General features: G+C 59.5%; 20 protein-coding genes. 7 read left to right on the forward strand and 13 right to left on the reverse strand.

Going from position 1 to position 22,645, the window contains the following annotated elements:
- Window positions 1-301 (reverse strand): FIST N-terminal domain-containing protein (locus tag BN1128_RS20870; protein WP_420864943.1); only part of this gene is annotated, 301 nt, incomplete at its 3' end.
- A 119-nt stretch (window positions 302-420) separates the two neighbouring features.
- Between BN1128_RS20870 and BN1128_RS20875 the strand changes: the two genes are divergently transcribed.
- A complete protein-coding gene (locus BN1128_RS20875) occupies window positions 421-1,332 on the forward strand; it encodes a gluconeogenesis factor YvcK family protein (protein WP_042872406.1) in 912 nt (303 codons plus the stop codon).
- A 49-nt stretch (window positions 1,333-1,381) separates the two neighbouring features.
- Here the strand turns inward: BN1128_RS20875 and BN1128_RS20880 are convergent, their stop codons facing one another.
- The 3 genes from BN1128_RS20880 to lpcA form a co-directional block, all read right to left on the reverse strand.
- Entirely contained in the window at window positions 1,382-1,717 is a 336-nt protein-coding gene (locus tag BN1128_RS20880; RefSeq protein WP_042872408.1) for an Hpt domain-containing protein, read from the reverse strand.
- A gap of 320 nt (window positions 1,718-2,037) precedes the next feature.
- Window positions 2,038-2,820 (reverse strand): class II glutamine amidotransferase, encoded by a 783-nt coding sequence (locus tag BN1128_RS20885; RefSeq protein ID WP_042872409.1) that lies wholly within the window; start codon window positions 2,818-2,820, stop codon window positions 2,038-2,040.
- 152 nt (window positions 2,821-2,972) lie between these two features.
- Complete coding sequence (lpcA, locus tag BN1128_RS20890) at window positions 2,973-3,551, reverse strand: D-sedoheptulose 7-phosphate isomerase (RefSeq protein WP_042872411.1); 579 nt, start codon at window positions 3,549-3,551, stop codon at window positions 2,973-2,975.
- A gap of 249 nt (window positions 3,552-3,800) precedes the next feature.
- On the opposite strand from lpcA, the gene fadE reads away from it, so the two are divergent.
- Complete coding sequence (gene fadE / locus BN1128_RS20895; protein WP_042872413.1) at window positions 3,801-6,257, forward strand: acyl-CoA dehydrogenase FadE; 2,457 nt, start codon at window positions 3,801-3,803, stop codon at window positions 6,255-6,257.
- Between the two features lie 165 nt (window positions 6,258-6,422).
- A complete protein-coding gene (locus BN1128_RS20900) occupies window positions 6,423-7,940 on the forward strand; it encodes an HD domain-containing phosphohydrolase (protein ID WP_042872415.1) in 1,518 nt (505 codons plus the stop codon).
- A gap of 81 nt (window positions 7,941-8,021) precedes the next feature.
- Here BN1128_RS20900 and BN1128_RS20905 read toward each other — a convergent pair whose 3' ends face one another.
- Together BN1128_RS20905 and dnaQ are read right to left on the reverse strand one after the other, a co-directional pair.
- A complete protein-coding gene (locus tag BN1128_RS20905) occupies window positions 8,022-9,278 on the reverse strand; it encodes a TIGR03503 family protein (protein ID WP_042872416.1) in 1,257 nt (418 codons plus the stop codon).
- A complete protein-coding gene (gene dnaQ, locus BN1128_RS20910) occupies window positions 9,275-10,009 on the reverse strand; it encodes a DNA polymerase III subunit epsilon (RefSeq protein WP_042034628.1) in 735 nt (244 codons plus the stop codon). The genes BN1128_RS20905 and dnaQ overlap by 4 nt, the downstream gene beginning before the upstream one ends.
- Before the next feature lie 75 nt (window positions 10,010-10,084).
- On the opposite strand from dnaQ, the gene rnhA reads away from it, so the two are divergent.
- Window positions 10,085-10,549: a ribonuclease HI gene (rnhA, locus tag BN1128_RS20915; RefSeq protein WP_042872419.1), complete on the forward strand. Its 465-nt coding sequence runs from the start codon at window positions 10,085-10,087 to the stop codon at window positions 10,547-10,549.
- A 68-nt stretch (window positions 10,550-10,617) separates the two neighbouring features.
- On the opposite strand, the gene BN1128_RS20920 is transcribed toward rnhA, so the two are convergent.
- Complete coding sequence (locus BN1128_RS20920; protein ID WP_042872422.1) at window positions 10,618-11,340, reverse strand: class I SAM-dependent methyltransferase; 723 nt, start codon at window positions 11,338-11,340, stop codon at window positions 10,618-10,620.
- A 71-nt stretch (window positions 11,341-11,411) separates the two neighbouring features.
- Between BN1128_RS20920 and gloB the strand changes: the two genes are divergently transcribed.
- A complete protein-coding gene (gloB, locus tag BN1128_RS20925) occupies window positions 11,412-12,176 on the forward strand; it encodes a hydroxyacylglutathione hydrolase (RefSeq protein ID WP_042872424.1) in 765 nt (254 codons plus the stop codon).
- A 69-nt stretch (window positions 12,177-12,245) separates the two neighbouring features.
- Entirely contained in the window at window positions 12,246-13,793 is a 1,548-nt protein-coding gene (locus BN1128_RS20930) for a lytic transglycosylase (protein ID WP_042872427.1), read from the forward strand.
- An 83-nt stretch (window positions 13,794-13,876) separates the two neighbouring features.
- Here BN1128_RS20930 and BN1128_RS20935 read toward each other — a convergent pair whose 3' ends face one another.
- Window positions 13,877-14,722: an endonuclease/exonuclease/phosphatase family protein gene (locus BN1128_RS20935; protein ID WP_042872428.1), complete on the reverse strand. Its 846-nt coding sequence runs from the start codon at window positions 14,720-14,722 to the stop codon at window positions 13,877-13,879.
- 111 nt (window positions 14,723-14,833) lie between these two features.
- Between BN1128_RS20935 and BN1128_RS20940 the strand changes: the two genes are divergently transcribed.
- Window positions 14,834-15,058 carry a hypothetical protein gene (locus BN1128_RS20940; RefSeq protein ID WP_042872430.1) on the forward strand — a complete coding sequence of 75 codons (225 nt, stop codon included), beginning with the start codon at window positions 14,834-14,836 and terminating at the stop codon, window positions 15,056-15,058.
- Window positions 15,059-15,064: 6 nt separating this feature from the next.
- Here BN1128_RS20940 and yciA read toward each other — a convergent pair whose 3' ends face one another.
- The 5 genes from yciA to BN1128_RS20965 form a co-directional block, all read right to left on the reverse strand.
- On the reverse strand, window positions 15,065-15,463 hold the full coding sequence (gene yciA / locus BN1128_RS20945; RefSeq protein ID WP_080741131.1) for an acyl-CoA thioester hydrolase YciA: 399 nt from the start codon (window positions 15,461-15,463) through the stop codon (window positions 15,065-15,067).
- Window positions 15,464-15,596: 133 nt separating this feature from the next.
- A complete protein-coding gene (locus tag BN1128_RS20950; RefSeq protein WP_042872434.1) occupies window positions 15,597-16,409 on the reverse strand; it encodes an SDR family oxidoreductase in 813 nt (270 codons plus the stop codon).
- A gap of 261 nt (window positions 16,410-16,670) precedes the next feature.
- Entirely contained in the window at window positions 16,671-17,669 is a 999-nt protein-coding gene (locus BN1128_RS20955; RefSeq protein ID WP_042872436.1) for a LacI family DNA-binding transcriptional regulator, read from the reverse strand.
- A gap of 179 nt (window positions 17,670-17,848) precedes the next feature.
- On the reverse strand, window positions 17,849-19,765 hold the full coding sequence (locus BN1128_RS20960; RefSeq protein WP_042872438.1) for a transglycosylase SLT domain-containing protein: 1,917 nt from the start codon (window positions 19,763-19,765) through the stop codon (window positions 17,849-17,851).
- 84 nt (window positions 19,766-19,849) lie between these two features.
- Window positions 19,850-22,366, reverse strand: a complete 2,517-nt coding sequence (locus BN1128_RS20965) for a putative bifunctional diguanylate cyclase/phosphodiesterase (protein WP_042872441.1) — start codon at window positions 22,364-22,366, stop codon at window positions 19,850-19,852.
- Window positions 22,367-22,645 lie beyond the last annotated feature (279 nt).

Raw genomic sequence — 22,645 nt, forward strand, 5'->3', positions numbered from 1 at the left:
GCCCCGCCACCCCGTAGGCTCCCTTGTCATCGTAGAGGGCGGCCACCGCCAGCCCTATCCCCTGACGGGCGTGGTGGCCAACCTGGGTCATGACGCCGCCGCAGGAGCTGCACCCTATCAGCCGGGTCGTCGGAAACTGCAGCTTGAGGTGACGACGCAGTTCCTCGGCATCGTGAGCTTGGGTAAAATAGACCAATAACAGCGAAGGGGAATGGGGCGATTGAGCGAGCAGCCGCTCACTGACCTGCCGGGCAGCCAGCGGGGAGGTCTCTTCAAGAGAGTGAGCCGTCAGAAAGTTCAACACCATCTCCTAGTTGTTCATGATGCTGGGGGTAAGCAAAAATCATACCTTTATCAAATAATTATCTGATTTTATCGGCTAGAATGGCTCTCAATTGAGCCCAACCACAGGACAGCAGCATGTGGCAGAAAAACATCAATGACTTTGACCGGGTCGTCGCCATCGGTGGCGGCCACGGCATGGGCCGTGTGCTCTCTTCACTCTCGTTTCTCGGCCAGCGGCTGACCGGCATAGTCGCCACCACGGACGATGGCGGATCCACTGGGCGCCTGCGCAAGAGCCAGGAGTGTATCGCCTGGGGAGATCTGCGCAACTGCCTCAATCAGCTGGTAACGGATCCCAGCATCGGCAGCCTGTTGTTCGAGTATCGCTTTGCCGGCCGCGGCGAACTGGCGGGTCACAACCTCGGCAACCTGATGCTGCTGGCGCTCGACAACCTCTGTGTGCGCCCTCTTGATGCTATCAAGCTCATCAGTGACATGCTGAAAATAGAGTCACAATTGTTACCCATGTCAGAATTTCCCACCGACCTGTGTGCCCACACCGTCTGTGGCAAGCAGATCCTGGGAGAGGTCTCCATCGATCAGCTCGATACGCCACCGCTCTCCCTGAGCCTGAGCCCGGAAGTGCCGGCGACTCGCGAGGCGGTGCAGGCGCTGGCTCAGGCCGACATGATCATACTCGGACCCGGCAGCTTCCTCACCTCCATCATGCCGCCCCTGCTGCTGGCCGAGGTGGCGCAAGCCATCAATGAGAGCGATGCCATGCTGGTGTTCATCTGCAATCTGGTGGCCGAGAATGGCCCTGCCAGTCAGCTGAGTCTGATCAACCAATGGCGCTGGCTGGAGTCACGGGTCGGTTCGGGTCGTGTCGATGCCATTCTGGCGCCCGCAGGGGAATATCCGGCCGAGTTGGCCAGCCGCTTGATCCAGGCCGAGCTGGGTGAGGCCGAACTCCCCCATCGCCACGACAGACTGAAACTCAAACTGGCGCTGGATCGGGTGATCCAGCAACTGGTCAATCAACGCTAACGACAGCTATGCACAGCGGTAAACCGGCTGGTTCCCCTGCGCAGCAAGCTCAGTGGTAGTTGGCAAGGTGAGAGAGCACCTGGGGCAAGGATTGCTCCAGCTGGGTCAGTAGCCGGGCAACGTCATCGGCATCCCCATGCTTGCAGGCCAGCTCCAGCGCCACCACCTGCTGGTAACTGAGCTGGGCGCCGTAGCTGCCGCAGGAGGATTTCATGCTGTGGGCAAGGCGCGCCAGCGCAGGCCAGTCCCGCCGTTCATAGAGCGGTCGCAGCTGGGCCAGCTGCTCCCCCACTTCCTCGATAAACACCGAGATCACCACCGGCATCATCTCCTGGCCTATGTCTTCCGCCAGCTGTCGCAGTACCTTCTGATCCAACCATTCCATCCCTCAGTCCTCATTTGGCGGTATTCAAACAGAACATACTATAGATGCCCGGCGTGACAGCGTCACCCTCACTCACCTTCTGCTTGTCGACCGACGAGCGGCCGCAAAACGAAAAGTGTGATCCAGTTCTAGTAATATGGCGATAGGCTGGCCGGATTGAAACATACATGTTGCCAACAAATTAACATTTAAATAACAATGGAGGCCGTGAGAATGATGCGACTCAGCAACACCTCTCTCATCCCTTTTGCCTGTATGGCTGCTGCGAAGAACCAGGGTAGGATTCTACCCTGGTATTTTTTTATATTTAAATCAGACAATTACCGATCCTGACTGCCGCATACGCGCTCACCTAGCCGAAACAGGCTGAACTCGCCGGGCGCCATCCTGACCCAATCTTCATTGCCGGTCAGCGGACGGGTCGCGATCAGGGTCACCACGTCATCTGGGGTCGTCTCACTCTGGAAATCGATGGCCACATCTTCATCCAGCAATCTGGCCTCGCCAAAGGGCGCCCGCCGGGTGAGCCAGTGCAGGTTGTTGCTGCAATAGGTCATCACAAATTCCCCATCCGACAGCAGCATGTTGAATACCCCGAGCCCGCGCAACTCGTCGCACAGGGTGGCCAGATGGCGAAACATGGCAGGAAAGTTGGCGGGACGCTTGGGATATTTCTGCTCCAGCCGGTTGAGCAGCCAGCAAAATGCGTGCTCGCTGTCAGTGTCCCCCACCGGGCGGTGCCGCCCGGTAGCGAGTCGCTTGTAACCGGTCAACTGGCCATTGTGGGCGAAGGTCCAGTAGCGGCCCCACAGTTCACGGGTGAACGGATGGGTATTTTCCAGTGACACGCAGCCGCGGTTGGCCTGCCGGATATGACTGACCACGGCGCGGCTCTTGATGGGCAAGGCCTGTACCAGCTTGGCTATCGGCGACTGGGCACTGGGCTCGGGATCCTTGAAGGTGCGAAAGCCCCTCCCCTCATAGAAGGTGATCCCCCAGCCATCCTTGTGTGGCCCCGTCTTGCCGCCGCGCAGCATCAGACCGGTAAAGCTGAAGCAGATATCGGTCGGCACATTGGCACTCATGCCGAGCAGTTCGCACATAACCAGCGGGCTCCTTAATTACTGGGCCATCTTTTTTCAATCAGCGAGACCAGCCTGATGCGAAGCACACTGCCGATCCCGCCGCTTATCGGGGCAGGCACAACCGAGACATGGCCTGGCGAGGCTCGCACATCCCGGCTGAACATACATCCTTACTTGGCCATCTCTTTTTCGACCAGCTGGATCAGGATATGGATCACCTTGATATGCACTTCCTGAATACGGTCGGCATAGCCAAAGTGCGGCACCCGGATCTCGACGTCAGCCAGACCCGCCATCTTGCCACCATCCTTGCCGGTCAGCGCTATCACCTTCATACCTTTGGCATGGGCGGCTTCGATGGCCTTGAGGATGTTGCCTGAGTTGCCGCTAGTGGAGATACCGAGCAGCACGTCACCACGACGGCCAACTGCTTCCACATAACGGGAGAACACGTAGTCGTAGCCAAAGTCGTTGGAGACGCAGGAGAGATGGCTGGGATCCGAGATGGCAATGCCGGCATAACCGGGACGGTTCTCGCGATAACGGCCGGTCAGCTCTTCGGCAAAATGCATGGCATCGCAGTGGGAGCCACCATTGCCACAGGAGAGTACCTTGCCTTCCTGCTTGAAGGAGTCGGCGAGCAGCCTGGCGGCGGCTTCAATGTTTTTCAGATTCTGCTCATCTGCCAGGAACGCCTGGAGCACGCCGGCAGCTTCGGTCAATTCATTGCGGATCAGTTCTTGGTACATGATGTCTCTTCCAAAATATGGGCGATGTCATTGTCGCACAAGCCAATCCCGGAGTCGCCCCCCCCCCGCCCGTCAAGATGCCGCCGGCAGGACGTTATGCCGATCACAGAGCCGAGGTAACAAGCTTGTAAACAGCTTGATAAGTTTGTGCGTATGAATTACAACAGGGGCCATATCCAACAGGTCAGACCTCTGGATCAGTTAACCCACTTTTCACCCAACTTCGGCAACTCATGCAAGGAGCGAAAAATGACGACGACCCTCACTCTGCTCGGGGTGATCCTGGTGATCGGCGCCATGGCTTATCGCCGGGCGTCTCTGTTCACATCCACGCTTGCCACGGCCGCCGCCCTGGTCGCCGGCACATTCTATGGCCATGTCCCCCTGCTGGTGTGGGTACTGTTCGCCGTGATTGCCATCCCCCTCAATCTGGTGGATTTTCGCCGCAATCAGCTGACCAAGCCACTGTTCAAGATCTACAAGTCCATCATGCCGGAGATGTCCCGCACCGAGAAGGAAGCCATCGAAGCGGGCACCACCTGGTGGGAAGCCGATCTGTTTGCCGGCAACCCGAACTGGAAGAAGCTGCACGCCATCCCTGTCAGCGTGCTGTCAGCCGAAGAACAAGCCTTCATGGACGGCCCGGTTGAAGACGTGTGTCGCATGGTCAACGACTGGGAAGTGACCCACGAGCGGGCCGATCTCTCCCCCGAGGTGTGGCAGTACCTGAAGGACAACAAGTTCTTCGCCATGATCATCAAGAAGAAATACGGTGGTCTGGAATTCTCCGCCTATGCCCAGTCCTGCGTACTGCAAAAACTGTGTGGCGCCAGCGCCGTGCTGGCTTCCACCGTGGGCGTACCCAACTCGCTCGGCCCCGGCGAACTGCTGCAGCACTACGGTACCGATGAGCAGAAAGACCACTACCTGCCCCGTCTGGCAGTTGGCAAGGAGATCCCCTGCTTCGCACTGACCAGCCCGGAAGCGGGTTCAGACGCCGGCTCCATCCCCGATTTTGGCATCATCTGCAAGGGTGAGTGGGAAGGGGAAGAGGTGCTCGGCATGCGGCTGACCTGGAACAAGCGCTACATCACGCTCGCCCCCATCGCCACCGTACTGGGTCTGGCTTTCAAGCTGCGCGACCCGGATCACCTGCTGGGTGAAGACGAGGAGCTGGGGATCACCTGCGCCCTGATCCCGACCCACATCAAGGGAGTCGAGATCGGTCGACGCCACTTCCCGCTCAACGTGCCATTCCAGAATGGCCCGACCCGTGGCGACAATGTGTTCGTGCCGCTCGATTTCATCATAGGTGGCCCGGCCATGGCCGGTCAGGGCTGGCGCATGCTGGTCGAATGCCTCTCGGTCGGCCGCGGCATCACGCTGCCTTCCAACAGCACGGGCGGCGTCAAGATGCTGGCCTTGGCGACTGGCGCCTACAGCCGCATCCGTCGCCAGTTCAAGCTGCCCATCGGCAAGATGGAAGGCATTGAAGAGCCGCTGGCCCGTCTCGGCGGCAACGCCTACATCATGGGCGCTGCCGCCAACCTGACGGTGACCGGTATCGATCTGGGGGAAAAACCCTCGGTCATCTCCGCCATCGTCAAATACCACCTCACCGATCGTGCCCAGAAGTGCATCATAGATGCCATGGACATCCACGGCGGCAAGGCCATCTGCATGGGCCCGAACAACTATCTGGCCCGTGGCTATCAGGGTGCCCCGATCGCAGTGACAGTAGAAGGGGCCAACATCCTGACCCGCAGCATGATCATCTACGGTCAGGGCGCCATCCGCTGCCACCCCTATGTCCTGCCGGAGATGCTGGCAGCCAGCCATCCGGACAAGGAGCAAGCGCTGAAGGATTTCGACAAGGCGATGTTCAGCCACGTCGGTTTTGCCATCAGCAACCTGGTGCGTAGTTTCTGGCTGGGCTTGACCGGTGCTCGCTTCGCCGCTGCTCCTTACAAAGATCAGACCAAGGGCTATTACCAGCAGCTCTCCCGCCTCTCGGCCAACCTGGCGTTCCTGTCAGACATGGCCATGGGCACCCTGGGCGGCGAGCTCAAGCGCAAGGAGCGTGTCTCCGCTCGCCTCGGTGACGTGCTGAGTCAGCTCTATCTGGCCTCAAGTGCCCTCAAGCGTTATCAGGATGAGGGTCGTCAGCAGGCGGATCTGCCACTGCTGCACTGGGCGCTGCAGGATGCCATGTTCAAGGCGCAAGAGGCCATCGACGAACTGCTGCGCAACTTCCCGAACCGCTGGATTGGCCTTGCGCTGCGCGTCATAGTGCTGCCCCTTGGCCGTGACATGAAGCGTCCGAGCGACAAGCTGGACAGTCAGGTTGCCCGTCTGCTGCAGACGCCGAGCGAGACCCGCAGCCGTCTGGCCCGGGGCCAGTATCTGACCCGCGAAGAGGGCAACCCCTTCGGTCTGCTGGAACAGGCTCTTGATGATGTGCTGGCCGCCGAGCCGCTGTTTGAGAAAGTATGCAAGGCTGACGGTATCAAGCGTCCGTTTATGCAGCTGAACAAGGTAGCGGATGCAGGTCTGGCACTGGGAGTGCTCAACCAAACCGAGGCTGACTTGCTGCGCCGCGCCGAAGAGAGCCGCCTGCGCACCATCAACGTCGATGATTTCGACCCCATCGATCTGGTAGCCAACAAGGCCCTGTTCGAGCCATCGGCCTATCACAGAGCAGCTTGACCCATAGGAAAATAGTCGAACGCCTCCCATGTGGAGGCGTTTTTTATGGGCCTGGATCACGATGACAACAAAGAGATTTCACAGATCAAATTTTATTTCTCAATAAGTTTCCTATCCTTAGTGAAGCAGTTAATGTAAGCACAGGATCCCAAACAGGATTGCATGATGGATGACCAAATCCTGATTATTGACGATGACGATCTGCCCCTTCTCGATAACCAGCAGGCTGGATGGAAGGTGATGATTGTGGACGATGAACCCGAAGTGCATCGCATCACCAAGATCACCCTGAGCAAGTTTGAATTCGATAACAAACCCATTGAATTTTTGCATGCTTATTCAGCCGCGCAGGCCAAGGAGTTGCTCGCCAAGACTCCGGATGTAGCCTTGTTGCTGCTCGATGTCGTCATGGAAGTCGATCACGCAGGTCTTGATGTGGTCAAGTTCGTGCGCGAGGATCTGCAGAACAAGATGGTGCGCATAGTGCTGCGGACCGGACAACCGGGTCAGGCGCCGGAAGATGATGTGGTCACCAACTACGACATCAACGATTACAAGGACAAGACAGAGCTCACCTCCCAGAAGCTGCGGACCCTGCTGCGCGCCAGCCTGCGTTCATACCGCGATATTCGAACCCTGGAGAGCAATCGCCAGGGGCTGGAGAAGGTCATCGAAGCCTCCAAGGGGATCTTCGAGAAACGGGCGCTGCGCCAGTTTGTCGAAGGAGCTCAGGAGCAGCTCGGTGCCCTGCTCAATCTGGAAGAGTCCCAGATCTATGATGTAAAGCAGTTTGCCTACGAGGTACGGGATCAGATCCTGGAACCCCTGCTGCCTGGCCATCCGTCCGTGCGGCTGGTCGATGCCCCCCTGATCTTGCGCCAGGCCATGGCCAATCGCGCCAACGTCTATGACGGCAACCAGATGGTGCTCTACTGTCAGAATCCCCGTCATCACCTGCTGTTTCACATCGAGACGACCCGCCATCTCAGCCAGATGGACATGGGCCTGCTGAGCCTGTTTACCGAAAACATCATAGTGGCGCTGGAAAATATCCGGCTCAACGAGGTCATCGCCGACAACCAGCGCGAGATCATCTACCGCATCGGTGAGCTGGTGGAGACCCGCTCCAAGGAGTCTGGCCTGCACGTCAAGCGGGTCGCACTCTACACAGAGCTGTTCTGCCAGTTGCTCGGCATGAGCGAAGAGCAGAGCGAGCTCATCAAGCGCGCCTCTCCCCTGCACGACATCGGCAAGGTCGGGATCCCGGATGCCATCCTCCACAAGCCGGGCAAGCTGACCCCGGAAGAGTGGGAGATCATGAAGACCCACGCCCAGCTGGGGCAGGACATGCTCTCCGGCAGCGATCTGGCGCTGTTCCAGATAGGCGCCACCATAGCCGGCAACCACCATGAGAAATGGAATGGCAGCGGCTATCCCCGTGGCCTCAAAGGCGATTCAATACCGCTCGAGGGGCGAGTGGTGGCGCTGGCCGACGTGTTCGATGCCCTGGGCTCGGATCGCTGCTACAAGAAGGCGTGGCCATTGGACAAGGTACTGGCGCTGATTGAAGAGGAGAAGGGACAGCACTTCGATCCCCGGCTGGTGGAGCTGATGCTGGCCAATCTGGACAAGTTCCTCGAGATCCGCGACCAGCACAAGGATATCTACGTCGGGGATCACTGATACTCCCTCACCCCAACTGGCCAACCGCTACACATGAAAAAACCGCCTCAACAGGGCGGCTTTTTCATTCAGGGCAAACTCTTACTGCTCGGGCAGGTTCAGGTCCAGCTTGGCCTCGGATTTGGCCCCCTCATTCTCTGCCTTCTGCGCAGCCATCGCCTTTTGCAATGCCCGGCGCTTTTGCAACAGGATGAACCCAACCCCGCCGAGCAGGGCCACCAGGATACCGACACCCCCCAACAACCAGAACAGCCAGCCGCTGCTCTCTTTCTCCTCAAATTTCACTTGGTCAGGTACGGCTGCCGAAGCAGCGGACGCGACCGAAGGGGGCGGCGCCAGCACAGGGAAAATGTTGAATGACTTGACCGGCAGAGTGACCTGGATCTCGCGGCCCAGGCGGGTGGTCCCGAACAGGGTGGCCGTCACGTCATACTGGCCCACCTCCTTGATGACAGAGAGATCGACCTCAACCCTGGGCTCGGTCGCCACCGCACTGAACGCCATGCTGGCCCCTACGGTATTGGTTGCCTTGCCCTTGATGATCACGGAGGCGGGATCCAGCTCATCGCCGTCAATCAGGAAGGAGAGCCGGGCACCGTACTCTTTCGACGGCGCCGCCAGGGTATAACCGACCGGTAGCGGGTAGATCAGCACATCCTGATAGCGGGCGCGCGAGAAGACCTGATTGCCGGTGCTGTAGAGCGCTCTGTATTTTCCGGCCGGGACATCCAGTACCGCCTTGGCGGTCATGATGCCATCACCCGGCACCTCGTCGAGCCCCTTGCCATCATCGCGATAGTGGCCGAGCACCTCATCCAGAATGGGCTCGCCCTGCTGCTTGGCATCATTGAAGCGCTGCAGCTTCACCGTCATGCCGAGATCCGTGAGGTAGTAACCTTCCTTGGGCGGGGCATCGTCGATCAGCAACCAGGACTTGAGTTTGACGACTTCCCCCTGATAAAGCTGGGTCGGCAGCAGATCGGTTTCCAGCTTGATGTTCGACAGGATGCGCACCCTGTTTTCAGGATCCACCTCACCGATGGCCTGCCAGGGACCCGGCATGGGATCACGGATGGTGATGAGATCCTGATCCTTGAGCGCCAGCCAGCCCACCTCGGGCGGCGTCACCTTGCCGACATAGAGCTTGCTGCCATCGGGCCGCACCAGGATCACCGAAGGGGTGCCCGGCTTGCGCGTCACTATGAAGGTGATCTCCTTAACCCCGTAATCGATGCGAAAGCGATTATCGAGCAGGGGAATGTCGGAAGGGGCAAACACCTCGTTGGCCCCGACAGCCAGTGAGGTCAGCAGCAGCAGGCCGCTCCATAGCTTGCTCATTGCCGCCACAGGCAGGCTCCTCCTTTCTTCTGGACCAGATCCAGCCTCGCCTCGTGCACGGCTTCGATGTCGGCGCCGGCACGCACGACCTTGAGTGGCGGACGATTGCTTTCCAGTCGACGGATGCTGGTGTCCTGGTTGCGTTCGTTCTCCTGGCTTTCGGTGGCCAGGTTCAGCTTGGTCTGGCCACCCGTCATCAGCAGGTAAACGTCGGCCAGGATCTCCGCATCGAGCAAGGCGCCGTGCAAGGTCCGGTGGGAGTTGTCTATGCCATAGCGATCGCACAGCACATCCAGGTTGTTGCGTTTGCCCGGGAAGAGATCCCGCGCCATCGCCAGGGTATCCGTGATGCTGCAGATATCCTTGGTCTTGAAGTTGAGTCCGAGCTTACCAAACTCATAGTCCATGAAGCTCACGTCAAAGGGCGCGTTGTGGGCGATAAGCTCGGCGCCACGGATGAACTCGATGAAATCGTTGGCGATCTGGCTGAACGGGGGCTTGTCGACCAAGAAGGCATCCGTGATGCCGTGCACCTGGATGGCCTCGGGATCCACCAGCCGATCCGGCTTGATATAAACGTGGTAGTGATTGCCGGTCAGCTTGCGGTTGATCACCTCCACACAGCCGATCTCTATGATGCGGTGTCCCAGATAGATGGGGCCACCGGCGGTGTTCATACCTGTGGTTTCAGTATCCAGAATGATCTGGCGATTCAGTTGGGGTGTGTTCATGATCCAATCTATGTCAAACTTCGGCCTTACCCGCTAGTTTACCCCAAGACTCATGCTAAAAAAGATCGATTGCTCATGTTAAAACACATTGATTTATACACGGATGGTTCCTGCCTAGGCAATCCTGGCCCGGGTGGCTATGGCGCTGTCCTGGTCTATGGCGATCACCGCAAGGAGATTTCCGGTGGTTTTCGGCTGACCACCAATAACCGGATGGAGCTGATGGCCGCCATCATGGGGCTGCGCACCCTCAATGCGGCCTGCCAGGTACGGCTCACCACCGACAGCCAGTATGTGCGCCAGGGGATCACCCAGTGGATCATCGGCTGGAAGAAGAAGGGATGGATGACCTCAAACCGCCAGCCGGTCAAGAACGTCGATCTCTGGAAGGAGCTGGATGCGGAAGTGGCCCGCCATCAGATTGAATGGCTCTGGGTCAAGGGACACTCGGGTCACCCCGAGAATGAACGCTGCGATGAGCTGGCGCGCGATGCCGCCAGTGGCAAGCAGCTCGCCGAAGACACCGGCTATCAACCCTGATCCCGCCTGTCAAAGGGTGACGAGCGTCTTTGACCCGAGCGGTCGCGAGTCGCTCGTCGGGATATGGTTTACCAGCCCTGACGCGCCATGCCCGGTGCCGCTATCGACTCAGGCAAACGCCAGCGACGGCGCACCGGGATAAGTGGAAAACGCCGCTTGCGCGCCGCTATCACATAGACGGATGCAAAAGGTCTGAAATAATCCCGCCCCACGCTCTCCCGCCACCAGCCAATCCGGCTCTGCTTGCTCATGAACGAATAGCCGAAGCGCTCATCAAACATCACCTCGCAACCAAGCAGTTGCAACCAGTCGGTGACCCGCGCCGGGGTGAACATGCGGGCCGACCAGGGCAGATGTTGACGCAGGAAAGGCAGACAATGACCGATACCGACCAGACTGAGCGGGTTATAGCCGCTGACGATGAGCCAGCCATCGTCGGTCAGCACACGTTCGGCTTCACGCAGCACCTGATGGGGATCGGGCGAGAAATCGAGACAATGGGCGAGCAAACAGGCATCCACGCTGCCGGTTCGTACCGGCAAGGCCAGTGGATCGCCCTTGAGATCCAGCAGCCGACCACTGATCGCCACTCCTATCTGGTGGCGGATGGAAGAGCAGCCACAGGATAGCTCGGCGCTCAGGGCGCCGACTTTAAGCAGATGATAACCAAACAGATGTGGGCACCAGCTGTCGAGCCGCTCCTGGATCTCGGCAGCCACCCAGTCCCCCATGGGTAACGCCGACCAGCTGGTCGGGACCTCGATTTGTTGTTCGGTACGTGCCAACTGCATAATGGGGCTCAACTTGGGGTGCGAACGCCATCCAGTTATATAAGATACCCTCCCTAAAGAGAAGCTAACTCATGTATACCGTTATCACAGTTCCAGCCTTTACCGACAATTACATCTGGTTGATCAGACACGAAAATCACTGTCTGGTGGTCGACCCGGGCGATGCGGCCCCCGTGCTGGATCGGCTGGCTGCACTGGACTTGCAGCTCGATGCCATCCTGCTGACTCACCACCATCAGGATCATGTGGGTGGCGTCACCTCCCTGCTCACTCACTTCCCTCATGCAAGACTCTATGGCCCCAAACATGATCCCATGCCCGATCACCACGGTCAGTGGCTCGATGACGGGGATCAGATCAACTGGCATGGCCTGAGCCTGGATGTCATCCACGTGCCCGGCCATACCCTTGGCCACATCGCCTACCACGGCAATGGCATGCTGTTTTGTGGTGATACGCTCTTCTCCGCCGGTTGTGGTCGCCTGTTCGAAGGGACCCCAGCCCAGATGCATGATTCGCTGCAACGGCTCGCCGCCCTGCCCGACGACACCCTCATCTATTGTGCCCATGAGTACACCCTCTCTAATCTGCGTTTCGCCTACGCGGTTGAGCCTGACAACAGGGCGATCCAGCAGCGGATCGGGCTGATCAGCAAACTGCGCCAGCAGGGCCTGCCGAGTCTCCCCTCCCGGCTGGGTGATGAGCGTGAGTTCAACGTTTTTCTGCGTTGCGAACAGGATTCCGTGAAATTTTCTGCTGAGAAACACGCCTTAAAATGCTTGGAAAATCCAGAGGATACCTTCGCCGTGCTACGCAGCTGGAAGGACGTTTTTTGAACAAACCTTGATCAGAGGGCCATTGCCCCTTATGATGCCAGCTGTTTTTCAAGAGATGACCTGAGCGAGATGAAGGTACGAACGGCCTTATTGGCGGCGCTGTTTCTCAGCGGCTGCCAAAACCTGAGCCATCAGGATGACCGGGCGCTAACGGCAATCGAGCCGATCAAGTCCCCCCAAGTCAACAAAAAAGCGTATAAAAAACATTCTGCGCGCTTCCTGTTCGGTGACGAACAGATAGACGAACTGGATGACACCGAGAACCTGTGGGTGCGTATCAGCGATGATATGCAGTTTGATCCGCAGGAGAACGACCGTGTCCGCCAGCAGCGTGATTGGTTACTACGCAATGATAAGCATCTGGCGACCATTGCCAGCCGGGCTGAGCCCTACCTGTATCTGATGGTAGAGGAAATCGAACGGCGTGAGCTGCCAATGGAGCTTATTACCATCCCCATGATCGAGAGCATGTTCGATCCCCACGCCCGCTCCCGCAGCAATGCGGTCGGTCTGTGGCAATTCGTCCCTGCGACCGGCAAGAACTTCGGCCTGCGCCACGACAGCTGGTATGACGGCCGCCGCGATGTATTGGCTTCCACCAATGCCGCGCTGGATTATCTGGAGTACCTGAACCGCTTCTTTGATGGTGACTGGCTGCAAACCCTGGCCGCCTACAATGCCGGTGAAGGGCGCGTGCGCAATGCCATAGTCCGCAATCAGAAGGCCGGTCGTCCAACCGACTACTGGTCCCTCGATCTGCCCCGTGAGACCCGGATGTATGTGCCCAAGATCCTGGCCATGGCTGACATGATCCGCAACGCGGACAAATACAATGTCAGCCTGCCGGTACTGGCCAACAAGCCGCAACTGCGGGTGGTCAACACCGGGGGCCAGATCGATTTGAACGTGGCCGCCCAGCTGGCAGGTCTGCGCCCGGCACAGTTGAAAGAGGTCAATCCGGCCCTGAGCCGCTGGTCGACCTCGCCTCAGGGCCCCTACCGCCTGCTGGTACCGGTCGAATATGCCGATACCCTGGAACTGGCCCTGGCCGATCTGCCCCAGAGCGAGCGCATCCGCACCCGCTCCTATCAGGTCACCAGTGGCGATACCCTCTCCCGCATCGCCCAGAATCACGGGGTGAGCGTGCAGCAGCTCAAGCTGGCCAACAATCTGCGTGGCAACAATCTGCGCCGTGGCCAGACCCTGATGATCCCGACCGGTGGCAGCAAACAGGTCACCAGCCAGGCAGCCCAGAGCAAGTCGCAGCAGATTGCCAGTCGCAGCGGCAGCAAGATCCAGTACAAGGTGCGTTCTGGTGACAATCTCTGGAGCATCAGCCAGGCACACGGGGTGACCCATGATCAGCTGGCCAAGTGGAACGGTCTCGATGCCAAGTCGGCCCTGAAACCCGGCATGAAGCTGGTGGTCTGGCCCAAGCAGGGCAAGAGCAGCAACAAGTCCATGGTCTATCAGGTTCGTCGGGGTGACTCCCTCTCCTCCATCGCCGCCCGCTTTCAGGTCGCCGTGATGGATGTGATGCGCTGGAATCAACTTGGCAAGAGCGACTACCTCAAGCCGGGTCAGGAGCTGACCCTGTTTGTGAAGAACAACAGCTGAGCCGCCGTCACTTCATAAAAAACACCCCGCCAAGTGCGGGGTGTTTTTTTATCGGTGCAGACTGCTGATGCAGCCGAGGGCCATCAGGGAGTGATGGCCTGGGCCGCGAAGCGCGCCATGATGGGATTGTGATCCGAGGCGTCGGTCGCCGGGCTGCTCACTTCCACCAGGTCCAGATTGCGGTAATAGAGGTGATCCAGCGGACGGCCAAACGCGGTACGGCGCAGATCCGGCACAGGAATGGCTTCCTGCAACCCCAGCTCGCCCACCAGCTTGTTCAGCCAGAATTCGCGCTTGTCGCTCCAGGTGTTGAAATCCCCCGCCAGAATGACAGGGCCCTGATGGCGATGAATGAGGGCGGTCAGATCGTTGAGCTGCTCGCGGAAGGTGGCCATGCCCAGTTCGAAGTTGACCGCATGCAGGTTCACCACCAGCACACCGTCAGGATCGCCCTGCAAGGGGTACAGGCTGACTAGGCCGGACTTGGGAATGCGTAGCAGAGGCTCGGGCGAACGAACGCCGCAGACGAAGGCCTGTGGAGTTTTGGCGACCGTCATGACACCAAACGAGACGCCACCCTGGGTGAATGCCTGCAACTGTTGCCACTGGAACTCACCGGCCTTGAGCCACGCCAGCATGTCCGGGCGGGTCGCAGACTCCTGCAGCAGCACTAGATCCTGGGATTTCGCATACTCGTCCAGCCCCTCGCGCCAGTTTTTACGCTGACCCTTGTAGAGGTTCCAGACGGTGATGCCAAACTCGCGAGGCAAGGCGGTTGACGCCAGCGCCACCAGCGGCGGCTTCTGGCAATTGACGCCGGGAATGATGCCCTGCGCCGTCACCAGATGATCCTGATCCGGCACCTCGAAACAGCCGACCAACCCCAACGTCAGCAGCGACGTTCCCAGAATGCGATAACTATTTTTCATTGGCTAACAACCACCTGCCTCTGCATTGTGTCATGACCATCACAAATGTCATCGCAGCCAACTAGGCTCATGATTCGTGTCCGGCCCGGCGCATCCAGAAGGAATTCAACGATGGCGAGACAGCACCAGTACCGCGTGACATTTTATGATCAACAAGGAAATTGTCATCAAGTGGAGCTTTCCACCGTCTATCAGATCAGACGGGATCCCCAGTGCGATCTCTGCCTGTTCGACACTGAGCAGTGTGTCGGCTCGGAAGAGATGCTGGAACGCATGATACGGCAAAAAACCGGCTTTGAGCAGGAAATATCCATCATCAACGCCCGACTGATCTGAGCCGGATCAGACTGGAACCGGGCGGGATTTGCCCTGATCGTCAATGGCGACGTAGGTGAAAATCCCCTCGGTCACGCAGTAACGCTGGGCTTCGTTTGCACGCAGCACCGGCTTGACCCAGACCTCCAGTTTAAGGCGCATGGAGCTGCGGCCAATCTTCAGGCAACGCCCGTAGCAGCACACCACATCGCCTACCTTGACCGGGCTGTGAAAGGTCATACCCTCGACGGAAACGGTACAAATACGTCCTTTTGCCAGCTCCTTGGCCATGATGCCCCCACCTATATCCATCTGGGACATGATCCAGCCCCCGAAGATGTCGCCATTGGGGTTGGTATCGGCTGGCATTGCCAGGGTTCTCAGCAACAGCTCCCCATCGGGGTGACGTCTTGTATCTACCATCATTACCGCTCTCTCTATCATGGATGGCGGCATGATAGGGGGCGAGCCCCGCCTTGGCAAACCTCAATTGCCCCGCAGCCCCAGCCTGCCGGGGCCCTGGAGTCGCATGCCACCCCGTGAGCAAGCCGGACACGCCTCAGTGGCCCCCTGCAGCCAGCTCGGCAAACCAGTGGGCCGGATCGGGCCAGCGATAGGCAAAACCGAGTTGCTCACAGATGCGCTGACCCTCGACCGGGGCAAAGATCCCGGCAGGCTCGATGAAAACGGGTACCGGCAAGCCGAGCTGGCGTGCTGCAAAGGGATAGAACTGCTCGCGGCGTGGATGGACCGGCGCACTCAGGTTGTAGGCATCGCCATCCTTGCCTTGTGCCAGCATCAGCTGGCAAGCGGCCACCACATCATCCAGATGCACCAGGTTCACCGCCTGCCCCCCCCCCTCCAGAGTCTTGCCCGCAAGGAAACGCCCAGGATGGCGATCAGGGCCGTACAGGCCGGCGGGACGCAGCACCATGGCGCACTCAAAACCTGCGTCCAGCACCGCCTGCTCGGCGGCCAGCATCCGCATCCCGCGGGCGTGGGCAGGAGCCGGCTGTTCATCCTCCCCCTGCCCAGGCGCCCATACCGAGGTGGCGCTCACGAACAATACCCGCTGCACACCCGCAGCCTTTGCCAGCTGGCACAGGCGGGCGATGGCCGCCGGATAATCCTCCGTCTTGCTCGGTGGCACGCAGATCACCAGCTCGCGGCAGTGCAACGGCAAGGCGTCCAGCTGGGCAGACAGCTGCAGCGGCCAAGCCGCTACCCCTTCGGCCGTCAGGCGCGTGGCCTTCTCGGCCGAGCTGACCGTCACCACCACGGCCTTGCCTTGCGCCTGCAGCGCCCGAGCCAGCGGCAGCCCCAGCCAACCGGCCCCCACTATCCCCGTCTGCTGTCTACATTCTGTTGTCATTGGCAAAAATCCTGGCAAAAAAAAAACGGCCATCCATGATGACCGTCGAAAGTAACGAAGGAAATAGCTGGATTGACCAGTTACCTCCCACAGCGGGAAAATCGGGAGCGCAGGCTCCTAATTCGTGGGGCCTATGCTAGTGGCAGGCAGGCCAAAAAGCTTTGAAGCGGATCACAGTTGAAAAGGATTTCTGAAAACGCTTTCAATTTTTTGGCTGCGCATCGACGAAGAATTGGCCCATTCAGGGCCAATTCTGTCTCGTCAGGCGACGGATTCGCGTCTGACCAGCTCGGCTTCGAACTTGAGCGTCAGCCCGTCGACCGGCTTGTGATCCAGCAGGCGCAGCGCCAGCTCGGCCGCCCGTCCCCCCATCTCCTCGATGGGATAGCGCACAGTGGTGAGCTTGGGGTAGATATAGCGGGCATAGGGTATGTCATCGAAACCCACCACAGAGATCTGCTGCGGTATCTTGTAGCCGCGCTCCAGCAGGCAGGAGATGGCACCCGCCACCATGGCATCGTTGAAACCGAGCACGGCGGTAAATTCGACGCCCCGCTCCAGCAGCTCCCCCATGGCCACATAACCGCCATTCTCATCGGCGAAGGCACGACCAATCAAGGCAGGATCCAGCTCGATGCCCGCCCGTTGCAGGGCGTGACGGTAACCCGCCATCCGCTGCTGGCCGTCGACAAACTCTTCATCATCCGAGGTCACGAAGGCTATCTTGCGGTGACCCGCATCCAGCAGATGCTGGCAGGCGGTGGTGATGCCGGCCTGGTTGTCCAGCCAGACACAACGGTCCTCGGACCCCGGCACCTGGCGGTTGATGAAGACGATGGGAGTGTTGCCGGCCACCAGCTCGCTCAGCTCCTCGTCGGGCAGCGCCTTGCTGTGCAGGATTAGCGCATCGCACTGGCGCTGCAGCAGCGCCTGGATGGCGTGACGCTCGCGCACTGCATCGTGGTTGCCGGACATGACGATGGTGAACTTGTCCGCCTTGTCGACCATGGTCTCTATGCCGCGCATCATCTGGGCAAAGAAGGGGCCGCCACACAGGTCCCCCACCAGCACGCCGATGCAGTTGGACCGCTTGCTGACAAGTGCCTGGGCAAAACTGTTGGGACGAAAATTCAGTTCCTTCATGGCCGCCAATACGGCCTCACGCTTTTCTGGTGCCACCTGCGCCGTGTTGTTGATCACCCGCGACACAGTTGAAATGGACACATTAGCCAACCGAGAAACGTCTTTAATCGTTGCCACTATCAATTCCTTTGTTGGGGAAGCCTGTCTGTGTTGATCGAGCGATTATATCGAACCTGTCAGACCAAGACGTGGCGCCCGATCACCTGACAGGTTTCCTTTTGTAACAAAACCTTATGGGATAATAACCATTTTGGGGAAGGAAAGGGAATCTAGCAGCCGCCGGGGCGGCTGCCGTCTCAATAAGCGTGACTCAGCTCGCGATCGGACATGAAACGCAGCGGCTGCTGCAGCTTGTGCTGATAGATGAGATCGAACGACAACACGTTCTGCACATAGTTGCGCGTCTCCTTGTAGGGGATGCTCTCGACCCAGACATCCATTGGCTTGTCCGCACTCTGGTCGCGCCAGCGTTTGACCCGGCCAGGCCCGGCATTGTAGGCCGCGGCGGCCAGAATGCGGTTGCCGTCATACACATCCAGCAGCCGCTTGAGATAGGCGCTACCAAGGCGGATATTCATGGCGGGATCGAACAGCTGTTGCTCGTTGCGATAGGGCACCCCCAGCTTGCTGGCGGTCTCCCTGGCGGTGGCCGGCATCAGTTGCATCAGACCACGCGCCCCAACCGGCGATTGCGCCAGCGGATAGAGGGCGCTCTCCTGACGGGAGATGGCGTAGAGCAGGCTGGTGTTCATGGTCCGCTCCTGCGCCATTTGGGAGAAGGTACGCTTGAGTGGCAGCGGGAAGCGCAGGTCGAGCGCATCCCAGGCCTCAGCCCGGATGCTGGCCAGGATCGCCAGCTCATGCCAGCCCTGATTGAGGGCGATGTGACCAAACTCGATGCGCTGGGCCACGGGGTTGCGGTCCATATTGTGGATCCACTCAGCGCGCGCCGCCGTGATCTCGTTCATGTCCAGCAGCTCGCGCACCCGCAGCAGGAAGGGCCAACGGGCGCTGGCGGTGCGCCAGTCCGGCACCTGCTTTACTGCACTCTGGTTCTTCATCCGATAAGGTACACCACTGCGCTGCGCCGCCATGAAGCCGTAAAAGCCACGCAAGTTGGCGGTTTCCAGATAAAGATCCCGCGCCGGTTTCTTCTGACCCTGCACCTCCAGCGAGCGGGCCAGCCAGTAACGCCAGCGATCCTCCTTCTGCAGGGCGATGGGCATGCGCTTGACCCAGCCGGAGAGCCCGCGCCAGTCCTGCTCCCAGATGGCGAGCCGGGCCCGCAGCTCCAGCAGATCAGGATCGACCAGCCGCACGACGGTGGCATCCACCCAGCCGCGCTGGGCAGTGGCACGATCCAGCAGCAGACGGCGAGCCACGGCTCGCTCCACCGGTTTGAGCTCTGTGGGGGTCAACCCGAAGCGCGTGCGCATCGCGGGCAATTGGCCCAGCACGGATTCGGGCTGCTGATTGGCATAACGGGCCAGGCCTAGCAGCAACAGCCGCTTTGAGGGGGCCGAGGTGGAGAAATAGGCCGGGTTCATCGCCTTGGCGGGCTGCTCGAACAGGGTGATCATCTGATCGCCATAAGGCTGCATGCCGCTGCCAAGCTGAGCGCCGAGATGGCGGATCAGATTCGGGTTCTCCGCTTCAAACGCCAAGGTCATGCGGGTCCAGATCTTCTCCTGGGTGCGCAAACCGGCCTGCTGCCAGAGCTGGAACAAGGGGGTACAGGCATCGGGACGAGACTGGCCGCTGAGCCAGAGCTTGCCCGCCTCCTGCAAGGCCTGCGTCTGCTGCCCCGTGTAGTAGCGCGCCTGATAGTGCATGCAGAGCAGATCGGTGGAACTTGGCTTGGACGGGTAGAAGCGCAGGAACTGGGACCATTGCTGGCTCTGGGCCAGATAGGTGAGGTAGCTGCGTTCCAGCCGGTTGGATTGCGGCGTATCACCGTGCTGTCGGATGAACCGGGTCACGTCGTCATACTCTGCCGCCCCAGGCCGGAAGGCCAGCTGGTAGTAATCCAGATAGGGCAACAGCGGATAATGGGTCAAACGGGCACGAATTTGCTGGAAACGGGCCTGATCGTCGGCACGTACCGCATCATAGGCCTGTCGATAGAGAGACTGCTCCATGGTTTGCGCCGCGACTTGCGCCAGCAGCCCTGGCACGCACAGCGCCGATAAAATGATTCCCTGCACGGCTTTCACGAAAGACTTCTCCCTTGAGAGGCAATGCCACCGCCCGCTGGCGGTGGTCTTGTATCCCCTCATTCTATCCGTTAACGCCCAGAGCTACAGCTCGCTCACCACACTATTTTTCGCGCCTGAAACGGCGCCATCAAGGCGGGCAAGACGTTTGACGTAACGTTCCAGATAGGGGACAGGCAGCGGCTTGGAGGCCAGGTAGCCCTGATAGAAATGGCAGCCCTGTGCCTGCAGAAACTCCAGCTGCTGGCGTGACTCCACCCCCTCTGCCGTCACGTTGAACCCCATGTGACGCGCCATGGCGATCACCGCCTCGACGATGGCCATGTTGTCGCCATCCTTGGGAATGTCCTGAATGAAGGAGCGATCTATCTTGAGTTCATTGGCCGGCAGCCGTTTGAGGTAGCTCAGGGAGGAGTAACCGGCACCGAAATCATCGATGGCGAAACTGATGCCGAGCACCTTGAGTTCGCTCATCTTGCTGATGGTGTCTTCCGCATGGCCGAGCACCACTGATTCGGTGATCTCCAGATTCAGACACGCAGGATCCATGCCGGTGGCGGCCAGCACGTCGTGAATGCGCTCGACAAAATCGGTGGCATGGAACTGCTTGGCACTGACATTGACCGAGAGCTGGGGGATATGAATGCCGTTCTCTTCCCACAGCACATACTGGGCGCACGCCTCGTGCAGCACCCAGTTGCCGATGTCGACGATGAGATCCGTCTCCTCGGCGATGGGAATGAACTCGGCGGGCGAGACCAGTGCCCGCCCAGGCGGTTGCCAGCGGATCAGCGCCTCGACCCCTATGATGTCCCCCCCTTCCACCATGTGCTGCGGCTGGTAGTAGAGCGTCAGCTCCTGCTGACTCAAGGCATTGCGCAGCTCGTTGTGAATGAGCAGCCGACGATCAGCCTGTTGTTGCATAGAGGCATCGAAGAAGCGCCGGGTCTTGCGGCCCGCCGATTTGGCCTGATACATGGCGGTATCCGCCTGCTTGAGCAGATCGTCCACCCCCTGCTCACGGCCGGGGAAAAGAGTAATGCCGACGCTGGCGCCAATGTGCAACACCTGCCCGCCATGGGTGTAGGGGGCGGCGATCTCGCTGATGAGCCGCTCGGCGATGAGGTCGGCCTGCATTTCCGCCTGGGGCGGGCTGGCCGACAGCGAAGGCAGCAGCAGCACGAATTCGTCGCCACCCAGCCTCGCCAGGCAATCCCCCTGGCGCACCAGCCGTTTGAGGCGAGTGGCCACCTCTTTGAGCAGCCAGTCGCCGGTGGCGTGACCCAGGGAGTCGTTGATGGTCTTGAAGTGATCCAGATCGATGAACAGCAGGGCCCCGATCAGGTTATCGCGGCTTGCCTCGCTGAACGCCTGCGCCAGGGTTTCGTGCAGCTGGCGGCGGTTGGGCAGGCCGGTCAGCTCGTCGTAGTAGGCGAGATCCTGGATGCGGCGCTCGGCCTCCTTGCGCTCGGAGATGTCTTCGAAACAGATGACGAAGTGGCTGATCACCCCCTTGTCATCCTGCACGGGCGTGACGATTTCCCACTGGGGATAAATGTGGCCATCGACATGCAGACGCTGGGTCTCTCCCTGCCAGCGGCTCAGGGTGTTGAGCTCATAGCCCAACCCACCCAGCCCTGACCAGAGGTCATTGCCAAGATGCAGGCCTATCACCCGCTGGCTGTCAAAGCCGGTGATCTGGCTGAAGGCATGGTTGACCCGCAATATCTTGAAGTCGGGATCCGTGATGATGATGCCTTCATGGGTTTCGAAGGCTACCGCAGAGAGCCGCAGCTGGGCATCGCTCTGCAACCGCTCCAGCTCGGCCACCATGCGCACGGAGAAAATGGTCAGCACTGAATCCAGGTTGGGGATCTCTATCTCGCCAGAGAAGAGCAGCGCCAGATGGCCCAGGATCTGACCGTGTCTGTCAAACAGCGGCTGGGCGTAATAACGCTGCCCCGCTTTCAACTGCGGATTGAGCTGGCAATCGGCCTCGATGGTGACAACGCAGGCCTCACCACGCAGATAGACCTGCTGGCAAGGCATGCCCGCGAGTTCGTACTCCTTGAGGTCGATCCCGTGACAGGCCAATACCTTGAGGCGATCGCTGCTGGTACGCTCCGCCAGCCAGACCGCATCCGCGACCAGAATATGGGCGAGTTGGTTGATCAGGGTATCAAAAAAGTCGAGCCCGGTTCTGGCGGAGAGCGCCTGGGCCAGCTGGGCCAGCAGGGGATCTTGCAGCAGGGGGAGCTGCTGGGAGAGTTCGGCGGGCAGCGGCGTGCTGCGGGTGGTATCGAGCGGAGCCAGCCAGCCACAGCATACCTGCTGGGCAGAGACGTACTGGCCGCTCCAGAGCACATGGCGCACCTCGCCATTCTCGTCCATCAGGTGACCGATGAACTGCGCTGGCTGGCGTGAGTGGTAGAGTCTGGAGAGAAAATCAGAGAAGCCAGGTTCATCGTCCACGGCCAGCTGCCCGGCCCATGGGTGTGCCCCCTCCCCTTGCCATAGCTGGTAAGAGGCATGATCGGACAGACTCCACTGCTCATGTTGCCGATCATAAAACCACATCATCTGAGTGGCCTGCTGTTTCATCTACTACTCCAACACCACGACAACCACGTTCAATACCCTGACAACTTGATAGAGCCCACAACCCCCTCTCGCACTACGGGCATAGCGCGATACGTGAAGAGTGCGAAAGAGGCGAGACTATGCGGTGAAAACCGGACATGAGGTCGACATGCGGCGCTGCCAAGAGGGGACAGAAACGATCCAAGTTTCCCCATACTGCCTGCCAGTTTCATGGAGCTCAAGTGCTTTTTGGCGCAGAACGGGAAAAGATCACAATTTATAAGTCGCATGATAGTAAAG

Origin of the sequence: Aeromonas piscicola, from assembly GCF_000820005.1 — a bacterium.
GTDB lineage: Bacteria > Pseudomonadota > Gammaproteobacteria > Enterobacterales > Aeromonadaceae > Aeromonas > Aeromonas piscicola.

Excerpts from the sequence above, each read along its gene's own strand:
- BN1128_RS20875 (WP_042872406.1), top strand. The coding sequence starts at position 421 with ATGTGGCAGAAAAACATCAATGACTTTGACCGGGTCGTCGCCATCGGT.
- BN1128_RS20880 (WP_042872408.1), bottom strand. The coding sequence starts at position 1,717 with ATGGAATGGTTGGATCAGAAGGTACTGCGACAGCTGGCGGAAGACATA.
- BN1128_RS20885 (WP_042872409.1), bottom strand. The coding sequence starts at position 2,820 with ATGTGCGAACTGCTCGGCATGAGTGCCAATGTGCCGACCGATATCTGC.
- lpcA (WP_042872411.1), bottom strand. The coding sequence starts at position 3,551 with ATGTACCAAGAACTGATCCGCAATGAATTGACCGAAGCTGCCGGCGTG.
- fadE (WP_042872413.1), top strand. The coding sequence starts at position 3,801 with ATGACGACGACCCTCACTCTGCTCGGGGTGATCCTGGTGATCGGCGCC.
- BN1128_RS20900 (WP_042872415.1), top strand. The coding sequence starts at position 6,423 with ATGGATGACCAAATCCTGATTATTGACGATGACGATCTGCCCCTTCTC.
- BN1128_RS20905 (WP_042872416.1), bottom strand. The coding sequence starts at position 9,278 with ATGAGCAAGCTATGGAGCGGCCTGCTGCTGCTGACCTCACTGGCTGTC.
- dnaQ (WP_042034628.1), bottom strand. The coding sequence starts at position 10,009 with ATGAACACACCCCAACTGAATCGCCAGATCATTCTGGATACTGAAACC.
- rnhA (WP_042872419.1), top strand. The coding sequence starts at position 10,085 with ATGTTAAAACACATTGATTTATACACGGATGGTTCCTGCCTAGGCAAT.
- BN1128_RS20920 (WP_042872422.1), bottom strand. The coding sequence starts at position 11,340 with ATGCAGTTGGCACGTACCGAACAACAAATCGAGGTCCCGACCAGCTGG.
- gloB (WP_042872424.1), top strand. The coding sequence starts at position 11,412 with ATGTATACCGTTATCACAGTTCCAGCCTTTACCGACAATTACATCTGG.
- BN1128_RS20930 (WP_042872427.1), top strand. The coding sequence starts at position 12,246 with ATGAAGGTACGAACGGCCTTATTGGCGGCGCTGTTTCTCAGCGGCTGC.
- BN1128_RS20935 (WP_042872428.1), bottom strand. The coding sequence starts at position 14,722 with ATGAAAAATAGTTATCGCATTCTGGGAACGTCGCTGCTGACGTTGGGG.
- BN1128_RS20940 (WP_042872430.1), top strand. The coding sequence starts at position 14,834 with ATGGCGAGACAGCACCAGTACCGCGTGACATTTTATGATCAACAAGGA.
- yciA (WP_080741131.1), bottom strand. The coding sequence starts at position 15,463 with ATGATGGTAGATACAAGACGTCACCCCGATGGGGAGCTGTTGCTGAGA.
- BN1128_RS20950 (WP_042872434.1), bottom strand. The coding sequence starts at position 16,409 with ATGACAACAGAATGTAGACAGCAGACGGGGATAGTGGGGGCCGGTTGG.
- BN1128_RS20965 (WP_042872441.1), bottom strand. The coding sequence starts at position 22,366 with ATGAAACAGCAGGCCACTCAGATGATGTGGTTTTATGATCGGCAACAT.